The organism is Streptococcus sp. ELY_90 (assembly GCF_058314475.1).
Genome location: NZ_JBZFUJ010000001.1, coordinates 42,968 through 55,788, shown reverse-complemented (window position 1 = coordinate 55,788; position 12,821 = coordinate 42,968). Strand labels below are relative to the sequence as shown.

The 12,821-nt window shown below is 44.8% G+C and carries 11 protein-coding genes; 3 read left to right on the top strand and 8 right to left on the bottom strand.

The genetic code is table 11. The features are described 5' to 3' along the window. Positions 1-5: 5 nt before the first annotated feature. On the bottom strand, positions 6-329 hold the full coding sequence (locus AC4HAF_RS00270) for a rhodanese-like domain-containing protein (protein WP_491096203.1): 324 nt from the start codon (positions 327-329) through the stop codon (positions 6-8). A gap of 132 nt (positions 330-461) precedes the next feature. Here AC4HAF_RS00270 and AC4HAF_RS00265 point away from each other — a divergent pair, with 132 nt between their 5' ends. Next, positions 462-722, top strand: a complete 261-nt coding sequence (locus AC4HAF_RS00265; protein ID WP_491096202.1) for a metal-sensitive transcriptional regulator — start codon at positions 462-464, stop codon at positions 720-722. A 266-nt stretch (positions 723-988) separates the two neighbouring features. Here the strand turns inward: AC4HAF_RS00265 and garR are convergent, their stop codons facing one another. The 7 genes from garR to AC4HAF_RS00230 all read right to left on the bottom strand — a co-directional run bounded on the left by garR (position 989) and on the right by AC4HAF_RS00230 (position 10,053). Then, positions 989-1,870, bottom strand: a complete 882-nt coding sequence (gene garR / locus AC4HAF_RS00260; protein WP_491096201.1) for a 2-hydroxy-3-oxopropionate reductase — start codon at positions 1,868-1,870, stop codon at positions 989-991. A 102-nt stretch (positions 1,871-1,972) separates the two neighbouring features. Next, positions 1,973-3,115, bottom strand: a complete 1,143-nt coding sequence (locus tag AC4HAF_RS00255; RefSeq protein WP_491096200.1) for a glycerate kinase — start codon at positions 3,113-3,115, stop codon at positions 1,973-1,975. Positions 3,116-3,137: 22 nt separating this feature from the next. Beyond that, positions 3,138-4,049: a dihydrodipicolinate synthase family protein gene (locus AC4HAF_RS00250; protein ID WP_491096199.1), complete on the bottom strand. Its 912-nt coding sequence runs from the start codon at positions 4,047-4,049 to the stop codon at positions 3,138-3,140. 10 nt (positions 4,050-4,059) lie between these two features. Beyond that, positions 4,060-5,388 carry an enolase C-terminal domain-like protein gene (locus tag AC4HAF_RS00245; RefSeq protein ID WP_491096198.1) on the bottom strand — a complete coding sequence of 443 codons (1,329 nt, stop codon included), beginning with the start codon at positions 5,386-5,388 and terminating at the stop codon, positions 4,060-4,062. Between the two features lie 35 nt (positions 5,389-5,423). Further along, on the bottom strand, positions 5,424-6,551 hold the full coding sequence (locus AC4HAF_RS00240) for an L-talarate/galactarate dehydratase (protein ID WP_491096197.1): 1,128 nt from the start codon (positions 6,549-6,551) through the stop codon (positions 5,424-5,426). Positions 6,552-6,569: 18 nt separating this feature from the next. Next, entirely contained in the window at positions 6,570-7,913 is a 1,344-nt protein-coding gene (locus AC4HAF_RS00235) for an enolase C-terminal domain-like protein (RefSeq protein WP_491096196.1), read from the bottom strand. A 799-nt stretch (positions 7,914-8,712) separates the two neighbouring features. Further along, on the bottom strand, positions 8,713-10,053 hold the full coding sequence (locus AC4HAF_RS00230; protein ID WP_491091608.1) for a GntP family permease: 1,341 nt from the start codon (positions 10,051-10,053) through the stop codon (positions 8,713-8,715). A 588-nt stretch (positions 10,054-10,641) separates the two neighbouring features. On the opposite strand from AC4HAF_RS00230, the gene AC4HAF_RS00225 reads away from it, so the two are divergent. Then, positions 10,642-11,760, top strand: a complete 1,119-nt coding sequence (locus tag AC4HAF_RS00225; protein ID WP_491091607.1) for a CdaR family transcriptional regulator — start codon at positions 10,642-10,644, stop codon at positions 11,758-11,760. 204 nt (positions 11,761-11,964) lie between these two features. Continuing rightward, positions 11,965-12,804 (top strand): aldo/keto reductase, encoded by an 840-nt coding sequence (locus AC4HAF_RS00220; RefSeq protein ID WP_491091606.1) that lies wholly within the window; start codon positions 11,965-11,967, stop codon positions 12,802-12,804. Positions 12,805-12,821 lie beyond the last annotated feature (17 nt).

Below are 12,821 nucleotides of genomic sequence, written 5' to 3'. Positions count from 1 at the left end.
TCCATTTATATGATTTTTCCTTTGTATGACATCATACCGCCTTTGACATTGATGACATCATAACCTTCTTTGCTTAATAAATTTGCTGCCCGCTTGCTTCGCATCCCGGACTGGCAAATAACATAAACCGGTTCAGATTTTTTTCCTCGATAGGTAGGAATAGCCTGCAGCGGAAAGTTTCGCGCTCCCTTGATATGCCCATCCCGGTATTCTTGGGGTTCCCGAACATCTAACAAAGTAATTTTTTTCTCGCTTAAAATACTCTCTAACTCAGCAGCAGTAATACTTTTCCCTGAATAGGAAAATAATTTTTTGAACAATTGAAGCATGACTTCTCCTTTTAAATTTATATACCCCACAGGGTATATTTAGATATTAACATAAGCTCCAAACACTTGTCAACTATTTCACTTCTTGCTTTCATATTTGACAAAAATACCCCCAGTCAGTATAATAAAGCCATGAAAAAAGAGCAAAAAGATATTATCAATCGTCTAAAACGAGCCGAAGGACAGTTACGAGGCATCCAAAAAATGATGGCAGAAGACCAAGAATGCATTGACATTATTACACAACTCTCTGCCGTCCGTTCCAGCATCAACCGCACGATGGGACTGGTCATTGCCAGCAAAATTACCCAGATTATCGAAGAGCCCAGTGATAATCCTGCTTTGCAGGAAAAACGTATTCAAGAGGCTGTCAATCTTATTGTAAAGAAATAGCAAAAACTCTGAAAGCTTTACAGACTTTGGCTTTGCCTCTTTGATCAAGACACAAAAACACTTCTGCCGGCATCTTGTGTACCGGAGCACAGAAGTGTTTTTACTATGGTCAAAAAGCATGCATCATCCACTGCAGTTGACAATGAGCTAATAAAAAAGACCTGCCTTCTGCAAAAAGCAGAAAAACAAGTCTCGTTATGCTTTACTTTTGTCCTACTAACTAAAAAGATAATGCCTTATTTCACCTTGTTAACTCTTGCACACAGTTACTGCAATTTTTGACCATTGACCAATTCATAGTAGCGCGCAATAGCCGAATGGTCGTCTGAACCGTAATCATGAGCTTTGAGCACTTGCAGAATTTCCATAGCCTGTGCGGTAAACGGCGTTGACACATTGTAAGAGTGTGATGCGTCCAGAGCATTTTGCAAGTCCTTGATATGCAAATCAATACGGAAGCCCGGAGCAAAATCGCCGTCAAAGATCTTTTGTGATTTTTGATCCATGACAGTCGAGCCGGCCAAACCGCCGCGAATGGCTTCATAAACGCGGGATGGATCAACTCCGGCTTTCTTAGCCAAAGAGTAGGCTTCTGACACCGCCGCAATATTGACTGCAACAATCATTTGATTGGCTAATTTCGTCAAATTACCAGCACCGACTTCCCCGACGAGCGTTACACTGCTGGCCATAGCCTGTAAAACATCCTTATATTGTTCAAAGACTTTTTCGTCACCGCCGACCATAACAGCAATAGTACCGTCAATAGCCTTAGGTTCACCGCCGGATACCGGAGCATCTAGGAAGGAAACTGACAGTTTTTTTAATTTATCATAAAATTCTTTGCTGGCTACCGGTGAAATAGAGCTCATGTCGATAACAGTCTGACCGGCACTTAAGCCTTCAGCAATCCCGTTTTCATTAAACAGAGCTGCTTTTACATGCGGTGAATTTGGCAGCATGGTGATCACAATATCACCTTTTTGAGCAGCATCTTTACCACTCTCTGCAGCTTGGCCTCCGGCTGCTACCAAGGCATCAATACTGGCTTGATTAAAGTCAAAACCATAGACCTCATGACCAGCCTTTACCAAATTGATAGCCATTGGTTTTCCCATAATACCTAATCCGACAAATCCAATTTTCATTTTTACTTACATCCCTTTCTGAATTCTATACTTTACATTTTAACAGACCCTTATTTCAAGATAAATAGTCTGTATACCATAATTGCTAAGCGACAGCCTTTTTTATTTAGTCAGTGTACTAAATAATGTAATGAGGTTGCGGCTGGCTGATGCCACCAGAGTTTCGGTGTCAGCCATCGCTTCTTCCAAGGTCATCGGACGATTAACGATATCAAAAACACCTGCTATTCCTTGATGGTAGACTTCGTTCAACTCTAAAGAACGGCTGCCTACAATCGCTACTGTAGGAACATCGTATTTTTTAGCAATGGCTGCAATCCCGATAGGGGCTTTGCCGTTGATTGACTGGCCGTCCATGCGTCCTTCGCCGGTAATGACCAAGTCAGCTTTTTTAATATCCTCTTCAATGTGAATCATCTGAAGAATCTTATCAATGCCGCGCTGAGACTGGCCGTTTAAGAAAGCCATCAGACCTGCCCCCAGACCTCCTGCGGCTCCTGCGCCGGGAATATCCTTAATATCTTTGTGCAGAGTCTTCTTAATCACCTGTGCAAAATTAGCAAGCCCTTCATCCAAAACCTTTATCAAGTCCTCACTGGCTCCCTTTTGAGGGCCGTAAATTGCCGTTGCCCCATTGCTGCCGCAAAGCGGATTGGTTACATCAGACAAAATAATCAGCTCCACAGAATCAAAACGGCCTTCTGCAGCAGATGCGTCCAAACTGACTACCTGACTCAAATTCTCACCATTTGCAGTCAGTTCTTTTCCCTGTGCGTCAAAGAACTTCACACCGAGAGCTGCCGCCATTCCCATACCGCCATCATTGGTTGCTGAACCGCCGATACCAATATAGATCCGCTCAACGCCATGCTCTAAAGCACTCTTAATCATTTGGCCGGTACCGTAGGTTGACGCCTTCATGACATCTAAAGCTCCCGGTTCAACTAATGTTATACCGGATGCTGCTGCCATTTCTAAAACAGCTGTTTTCCCACCATCAATAATAGCATAGGAAGCATTGACAGGGGAACCAAGCGGCCCTTGGACACAAACTGTAACTTTCTCACCCTGATTGACATCAAGGATAGCATCAACAGTTCCCTCACCGCCGTCAGCAATGGAAAAAATCTTTGTTTCATAATCAGGATACAAGCTATGGATGCCCTCAGAAATATAGGTCCCAACTTCTTTAGAACTGGCACTGCCTTTAAAAGAATCCGATGCAATGACAATTCTTTTCCCCATACTCATACCTCCTGCTAATTCTTTACTCACCAGATGGAAGAAAACCGCCCTTACGCATTTCTTCTTTCATCTTTTCCAATACCGGTCCGGTCGTTGCTTCCGTCGGCAGAACAGACTTGCCCATGTCCATACCCATCAGATTTGCCATATCCTTGGTTGCTGCCGGGAAGCTTGCTGCATCCTGAGACAGACGAATCGGATTTAGTTTAAACTGAGCTTCCAGCGATTTGTCAAAATCACCGGCAGCATAATAATCATAGATGCTGCTGACCAGCTGCGTGTACATATTGGCTGTAGAGCAGACGCTGCCGACAGCGCCGACACAAAGACCAGGAAATACAACGGTATCTTTACCTGTCATCACTCGAAAATTGACATCCTGAGTCTGACGGACAAGTTCACTGCAAAAGGTGATATCCCCGCTTGATTCCTTGATACCGATAATATTTGGCACATCATGAGCCAAACGGACAATGATGTCCAGCGGAATCGTATAGCCGGAGCGCCCCGGGTTATTATAAAGCAGCATAGCCGTATCAGGGACACTGTCAGCAATAGCTTTAAAATGATGATACAGGGCTTCAGGAGTTGGCTTAATGAACATAGGATTCAGCACTGAAACAGCGGCAATATCCCGTTTGGCAGCTTCCTGAGCGAGCTCAATACATTTGCGAGTGCGAATGGCTCCGATACCGAAATAAATTGGAACACGGCCGGCAGCCTCTTCCAGCATGACATCCAAAGCACGGAACATCTCGTTCGGCTCAAACATATAAAACTCTGAATTGCTGCCAAAGGCTAAGATGCCATGCACCCCGTTTTCAATGACATGATTGACGATTTTCCGCAGTCTGCTATCGTCAATATTTTCATTATCATCAACAGGGGTAATAATCGGAACGACAATTCCTTTTACATTTTCTCTCTTAAACACTGAGTTTCTCCTATCTTACTAAACTTGGCTTTTTATTGTCAAATTTCCAGCCCGGAATCAAATACTGCATAGCAGCCGCATCATCACGCGTACCAAGATCCTTATCAACATAGAGCTGATGTGCTTTTTTGATAGCATCCAAGTCAGGTTTGATGCCTAGACCGACAGAATCTTTGGCAATATGAATGACACCATCTCTGATAATATGAGGATTTTCGGTCAGAGCCTGACCGTCCTGCCAGATATAATGCGTGTCACAGGCATTGATTTCGCCCGGTGCAGCTGCAGCCGCATGAGCCACCATAGCCAGAGAAATATCAAAGTGGTTGTTGGAGTGAACGCCCCAAGTCATACCAAAGTCACGGCACATCTGAGCAACACGAACTGATCCCTGCATGGTCCAGAAATGCGGATCGGCAAGCGGAATAGTCACCGAATGCAGGGCAACCGAATGCTGCATCTGCCGCCAGTCTGTCGCAACCATATTAGTAGCTGTCGGAATGCCAGTCGCCTTGACAAACTCAGCCATAACCTCGCGGCCGCTAAAGCCGTCTTCAGCTCCGCAAGGGTCTTCAATGTAAGCAGCAATGCCTTTTAAATCCTTACCGATTTCAATAGCTTCTTTCAAGGACCAAGCACCGTTTGGATCAAGAGTGATACGGGCATTCGGAAATTCTTTTTTCAAAGCCTTGATGGCCTGAGCTTCTTCCTTGCCTTCTAAAACGCCGCCTTTAAGCTTAAAGTCCTTGAAACCATAGCGCTTGTAGGCAGCCTTGGCCAGTTCAACAACAGCTTCAGGCGTCATGGCTTCCTTGCGGCGCAGACGGCCCCAATCATCAGAGTCATCATCTCCTTGCAAGTAAGGAAGGTCTGTTTTATTAGGATCGGCAACATAGAAGAGATAGCCTAAGAAAGGCACATCCTCGCGAACCTGTCCGTCTCCTAACAAAGCTGCTACCGGTACTTGCAGATGCTGACCTAATAGGTCAAGGAGAGGTGTTTCTACCGCTGTCTGAACATGGACGGTCGTCCGAAGGTCAAAGGTCTGGAGACCGCGGCCGCCTGAGTCAAGCTGACCAAATTGCCGGCCGATTTCTTTAACGATGTTTTTATATTCTCCGATGCTGCGTCCAACAACTAAGTCTTTAGCCTTTTCCAGAGTATCCGTAATTTTTTGGCCGCCCGGAACCTCACCGACACCCAGATTCCCCGAACTGTCTTCTAAAATGACAACATTGCGCGTGAAATAAGGGCCGTGAGCTCCGCTCAGGTTTAATAGCATGGAATCATATCCGGCAACCGGATAAACATCCATTTTAACAACTGTAGGCACTGACATTTTTTATCCTCCCAAATCATTTTTTCATTTATTCTTTATTGAAACAGCTGAGCATCTACTTGTAAATCCGGCAAAACATCCTGATTGAGCGTCAGACCCAGACCCAGACGTGTCGGTACTTTCATCTTGCCGTCGACCAATTCTACCTTTTCCTCAAAGAGACCGACGGTTTCAAACCACTCAAAATGTTCCACCCAGGCATCGCCGCTGTAGCAGGCTGTTAATGGCAAGTGGAGCTCCATGCTGTAGTGCGGCGCCAAGACTAAATGATTTTCTTCAGCCCGCTGGAGCACCTTTTGAAACTGCGTAATTCCGCCAATCCGCGGCGCATCGAGCTGGCAGACATCAAAGGCACGTTTTTCAAAGAAAGGAACCCCTTCTTCATAACTGGTCAGCATTTCTCCTGTTGCAATCGGCGTTCCCAGAGCTTGTGATAAGCGCAGGTGTCCTTCAACATCATGGCAGGTCACAGGTTCTTCAAACCAAACCAAATTGTAGTCGTCAAAATACTTGCCGGCCTTAAGGGCTGTTGAAACATCCCACTGCTGATTGGCATCAATCATAATGGGAACATCGTCCCCCAGAGCCTTTCTCAAAGCGGCGACACGTTTAACATCATCTTTGTAGTCGGGCTGACCGACCTTGATTTTTACACCTCCGACTCCCTGCTCGAGCACAGTCTGCGCATGGGCAATAACCTCTTCAATCGTGTCCTGCAGGAAACCGCCGGTTGTATTGTAGCAAGGAACGTATTCCTTATGCTGACCCAGAAGTTTACTCAAAGGCAAGCCGGCACGTTTAGCTTTGATATCCCACAGGGCAATATCAAAAGGCGTGATTCCCTGTACAGCAACTCCGGTATTACCGATTGAAATACTGGACCACAATAATTTATTCCACAGGCGGCTGATATCGTTAGGATCCTGTCCCAGCAGCAAAGGCGCATATTCTTTTGACAGAGCGTACTGAGCTGGGCCGCCGTTTCGTTTGCAGTAGGTATACCCCATTCCCGTGTAGCCACCTTCTGTCTCAATAATAGCTGCTGTGATCATCACTTCTTTCAGCGGTGTTTGCTTGCCTTGGATAACCTTGGCATCACTGACAGGCTTTTTAAGCGGAACACGAATTAATTTTACTTCAACTTTTGTAATCTTATCTATCATATAACTAGGCTCCCATATTTAGCGGTGGCAAAAGACCGGCCGGTTAGGGTCAAACTGCCAGCCCTCTTCCAGATACTGCATGGCAATGGTATCGTCGCGGTCTTTAAAATCCATTTGATGGTAGAGTTCGTTTTGGTTTCTTAGCTTGTCCAAATCAATATCAACACCTAAGCCGGGTTTATCCGGAAGCTTGATTTTCCCATCAATAAAGCTGAGCGGTTCTTTAAGCAGAGATTCACCGTCCTGCCAGATCCAGTGGGTATCAACCGGAGCAATGTTTCCCGGCGCCGCTGCTGCAACCTGAACAAAGGTCGCAAGCGTAATGTCAAAATGATTATTGGAATGCGATCCCCAAGTCAGACCCCATTCATTTAAGAGATAGGCCATGCGAACACTGCCGTTTAGCGTCCAAAAATGCGGATCGGCTAAAACAATATTGACGCTGCGCAGAGCCGCAGCATGGTGAAATTGACGCCAGTTGGTCGCAATCATATTGGTAGCCACAGGAATTCCTGTGGCATCGCGGTATTCCGCCATGATTTCACGGCTGGAGAAGCCCTGTTCCGGACCGCAGGGATCCTCAATGTAAGTCAGCACATTTTTACGGTCTTGTGTCAGAGCAACCGCTTCTTCCAGCGTCCAGGCTCCGTTAGGATCAATGTTGATGCGAGCATCCGGAAAAGCCGCTTTTAAAGCGTCAACCGCCTTCATTTCTTCTTCGCCAGATAAAACGCCGCCCTTTAGTTTAAAATTGTTAAAACCATATTTGTCTTTGAGCGCGCGCGCTTGTTTGACAATCGCCTCAGGCGTCATCATTTCGGTTCGGCGCAGCGATTTCCAGCTGTCACTGCCATCGCTTTTTTCATAAGGCAGATCAATTTTGGCAGAATCTGCCGAATAAAAGAGATAGCCCAAAAATTCAACCTCTTCACGCTGAATACCGCCTTCGCCCAAAAGAGCAGCAACAGGCAGCTCTAAGAACTTCCCAAGCAGATCCAGCATGGCACATTCAATAGCTGCTTCAGACTGAACCACAAATTTTAAATTGGAAATATTTAACTGCTGCAGGCCTTCACCAGTATCCTGTGCCGCTCTTTCACGGCTCCTGCGAATATTGGTCAGAACCTTGCGGTATTCACTGACACGCTCACCGATGACAAAAGGCTTATAACTTTCAAGCTGTTTGGTGATGTGCTCTCCGCCGTGAATTTCTCCGATACCAAGATTGCCGCTGTCATCTTTTAAAACAACAACATTTCTCGTAAAATAGGGAGCATGACAGCCGCTCAGCGTTAGAAGCGGGCTGTCATGACCAGCTACCGGATAAACAGTCATCTCAATGACTTTTGGTGCTTTACCCATATCTTTCTCCTTTATTTAAGATACTAAGGGCGTGAAGAAATCCGTATAAAAATAGGAAACGGACGCTGTGTCGTCAAGACACAAGGACGTTTATCTTTTTTACTAGGATTTTAGCCCGTGTTCAATTACCAAGATACAAAGAGCGTCAGCGACACACAGCAAAATAGGAAAGCTGACGAAGATGCCTAGCATCTAGGAAGTCTTTATCTTTTTGCACAGTGTCGTAGCCGTGTTCAATTATTACATAAGATACGGCAGAGGATTGTTATCTAAGTGCTTTGCACTTGATAACAAACGAGGCTGGACAAAAACTTGTCCAATATCCTGTTTTGGAATAAGCTCTTGACGCAGTGGTTGGCTGGCTTTCCTTTTGCCACGAGGCCAAAGCGGAAAACCTAGCCAACTGTGCGGGGGTGGGAAGACGAACCAAAATTTTCAATTTTTGGGTTCTTTCCCACTCCCTACCTCTCCCGCTAACTTCGTTTGGTTAGTAAGATCGACTAACCAAACGAAGTGTCGCTAAGGGCGTTAAGAAAGCGAGAAGAAAATAGGAGGCTTGAAGCCATGCGCTGGCGCATAAGACAGGCTATCTTTTTCTCGATGCTTTTAGCCCGTGTTCAATTACCAAGATACAAAGAGCGTCAGCGACACAAAGCAAAATAGGAGGTTCGACGAAGCATCACAGGACGCTAGGAGAAACTATCTTTTTGCACAGTGTCGCAGCCGTGTTCAGTTACATAAGATACGGCAGAGGATTGTTATCGTTTTCTCAACGCTCCTTCAAATGCAATAATTGGCCTTAAACAACACCCATAGATGCAATAATGGCAATAAACACAGAGTTAAGCAGCGGGAAAGCAGCTCCCAGCCAGAATTCGTGGTAGTAGCCTTCTTTGTGTGTCAAATGCGTGTAGTTCAAACGGTTGATAACCGAACCGTTGTGCGGCAGGGAATCCAAACCGTAACAAGAGATATTAACCATACGGTGCAGGACATCTGCACTGATACCTTGTTTTAAGAAACGCGGAGCAAAGACATTGAGTGAGATCGCTTCACCGCCCGAAGCTGAACCGGTAATACCGGCAACCAAGTTAGTCGCAACGGCAAGCTGAATCAGCGGCGGACCAGGGATCTTATCCAAGTTGTCAACCAAGTATTCAAAGCCCGGCGCTGCTGCAACAATGCCGCCGAAACCTACAACAGCCGCAACATTCATAATAGATTTCATGGTTGAATTAACACCATCAGCCATGGTATTTTTGAAATTAGCAAATTTATTATAGTAGAACACAAAGCAAACCAAGCAGCCCATGGTCAAAGAAAGATAAGGAGCTACGTTAAAGACATTCATGGCAACAATCAAAGTGATAGACGGCAAAAGCGCTTTGACAAAGTCCCAGTTAGTCGTTTCTTTATCCATAGCTTTCAGTGCCAACACCTGTGAAGCTGCTTCCATCTTGTGACCGGTCTTTTCAAAACCTTCACCGCGTTTTTCATTGCGTTTGAGCATCCACCAGATATACCAGGCACCAAAAATGATAGATACTCCGGCAGCAATAATACCAAGCATTGGCGCTGCAGTCGGTTTTGTTCCCAGTGTTTCCATCGGAATCAAGTTTTGAATAGCCGGAGAACCCGGTAAAATAGCTGTCCACATCGAACCGCCGTAAACCGCAACAGCAATGATGAAATGCCAAGGAATATCCAATTCCTTAAAAATACGGAAACAGATTGGCGCAATGGTAAAGATAACAACGAAACCGCTTACACCGCCGAACGAAAGAATAGCCGTAATCAGCGAAAGTCCCATCAAAACCCAAAATTTGGCATTTTTATTGCCCATTTTCAGGGACCATTCGGCAATCTTATTGGCAATGTCCTGAGCAGCACCGCAATCCCCCAGCATAGAACCTAGAACGGTTGCCGGCAGGAAAATCAGAAAATTATCCTTAGCAAAGTCAGAAAAAGCCGGCGCATATTGTTCTGTCAGACTTTTTGTCAGCGGCAGGCCAGACAAGAGAATAACGATGATAGAGGCAGCGGGACCTAAAATAAGAATCGGAAACTGCTTATAAGATCCCCAAATCAAGAATCCCAGGGCAAGCAGGATGCCCAGTAAACTAATTAATCCACTGTCCATAATGAACTCCTTTTATAAAAATATAGTAGCATGAGAAAACACCAACTTGAGATGCTGAGCAGTTTGAAAATCAGCTGCCGTCAACTCAATGTTGTTATTAACTCCCATCAATGAGTGCTTGCTAAGAACGAGAAGTCCCGAAAAGCAGACTGACGCTGGCTCCAATCCCGCTTTCGGATCTATCAGAAATTCTTTTTTCTGCCCGTCTTAGTATCGGCTGTTTCATAATAGCATATTCGTATTCTTATGTTCAACGTTTCACAAGCTATAGTTTGAGCCACTTTTAGCCGTCCTTTTATGGTATGTGTAACATATCACTGTATTTTACGGCATTTGTCCCTGCCATAAGATTAAAAGCGTCTGCCGATTCTTGCCTAGACCAATAATCTAAATACCAGAGAAAACTTTCTTATTGCTGAAGCCATCAGTTTCCTGCCTTCTTTAAAATCGGTCTAGTAAAAAACATCTTCTCCGCCCTAAAACAGGCAATTCGGTATTTTAATTTAAAACAAATATTTTTTATTACAAAAACCAAAGGAAAAAATAGTATAATGACTTTAGTGCTTACAGTTTAAGGGGGAAAGCTTTATGATTGAAGCAAGCGTCGTTCAGGACATTCTGACGCGAATGAAAGAAATTATTAATCAGGAATTAAATTTCTTTTCTACAGACGGCATTATCATTGCCAGCACTGATCCCAGCCGAATCGGACAGGTCAATCACGAAGGCGCTCAATTTGTTCTTGAAAATAATCAGCCTATCGTTATCGAATTTGATAATCAGTACGAGGGAGCCAAGCAAGGGATTAATCTGCCGGTTGACATTGACAAGCAGATTGTCGGTGTCATCGGGATTACCGGCAAAAAAGAGGAGGTTTCTCAATACGGCCAAATCATTAAGGAAATGACAAAAATCCTCATTCTTAACAATGCTGCTAAAGAATTGGTTTACAACAGACGTAATTCCCATAAAAACATTCTGGATTATATCCAGAGCGATGACAGTCCCAATGATAATTTTTCAGTTGAAATGCTTTACGGTATCAATCTCTCCTCAAAGGAATACACGGCTATTGTCGGTTTGCCCGAGGATAATCTGACGGAGCAGTATTTTGACGATATATCCAATGTCTACCTTGATTTGGAGCTCTTGTTAGGAGACGGCAAGACCATCTTTGAGGTTCGCGGCAATATGATTTTAGCCCTCCTGCAGGACAAGCGCCCGCAGGCTGTTTCTAAGATTATCCGGCAAATCACCCAAATTATTGAGAAAAAATACAATACAACTCTCTTATTTGGCGTCGGCACCCCGGGACGGGGCAAAGAGGAGCTCAAGCAAAGCATCAATCAGGCAAAGACTGCGCTGAGCTGGAACAAGACCTTCCGCCAAAAAAGAGAACTGCTCTTTACAGACATGGAATACGGTCTGATTCTGCACAATGTCGCCGATATCAACAAAAACTATTTTCTGGATAAAATATTCGACCGCCTTTCCCAAAAAGAAATTGATGAGATGATCCCGCTTTTAGATACCTACGAAGCCTGCAACGGCAGCATCAAAAAATGCGCCGAAGCTCTGTTCATCCACAAAAACACGGTCCAATACAAACTCAATAAAATCACTGAAAAAACCGGACATGATCCAAGAAACCTTTCTGACTTTTTTGTTCTGAAGCTCGCCTCTATCCTTTATAAAATTCAAAAATAATTTTTAGTCTCTATACCATGCCCTTTGCAGAAAGAATGTGCTAGACTTGAGACATACCTATTAAATCGGCCCTAAAGTTTCCCAACATTTAAGCAATCATGCAGAAACTGACGGATAAAACAGCATTTCCCACAGGAAAAATCCTTATGTCTATTGAAGAGAGTGGGACTTTTGTCCCAGACACACTGATTGGAGGAATTCATCATGCCAAACAAATTATTATTGCAGCCAACCTTGGGAGTTGGTACTTGGTTTTTAGGAGAAAACCCTGCTGCTGAAAAAGAAGAGCTGGCAGCTCTGCAGTATGCTCTGGATAAGGGCATAACCATTATTGATACCGCAGAAATGTACGGCCATGGTCTGGCTGAGAAGCTGGTGGGCAAGGCTATCAAACCTTTTGATCGCGAGAAACTCTACCTCATTTCCAAAGTGCTGCCGACAAACGCCAACAAAAAACGAATGGAAGCAAGCCTTGATGCCTCTCTAAAAGCTCTGCAAACAGACTACTTAGACCTCTACCTCTACCACTGGCGCGGCGGTACACCGCTGGCCGAAACGGTTGAAGAATTAGAACGGCTGAAGGCTAAGGGGAAAATTCAAGCCTGGGGAGTGTCTAATTTTGATTTAGAAGACATGGAAGAACTGCTGGCCCTACCGGGCGGAGAAAATTGTCAGGCCAATGAAGTGCTCTATCATTTAGGCTCCCGCGGTATTGAATATTGCCTGAAACCTTTTCAGGATCAGCATAATATTCCCACGATTGCCTACTGCCCTTTAGCTCAGGCCGGAAGCCTGCAAAGAAAACTTCTTGATAACAAGGATCTGGCTGAACTGGCTGACGAACTAGGTATTAACATCTATCAGCTGCTGCTGGTCTTTACACTGGCTCAGCCCAATATGATTTCCATTCCAAGAACAGGACAGTTAAAACACATGAAAGAACTTGTCGCCTGCCGAGACATTCGCCTCAGCACCGAGCAGCTGGAGCGCCTTAATCAGCTGTTTCCGGCACCTAAACACCGAGTTCCTTTGGATATCGAATAAACGACTGATTGGCTTTA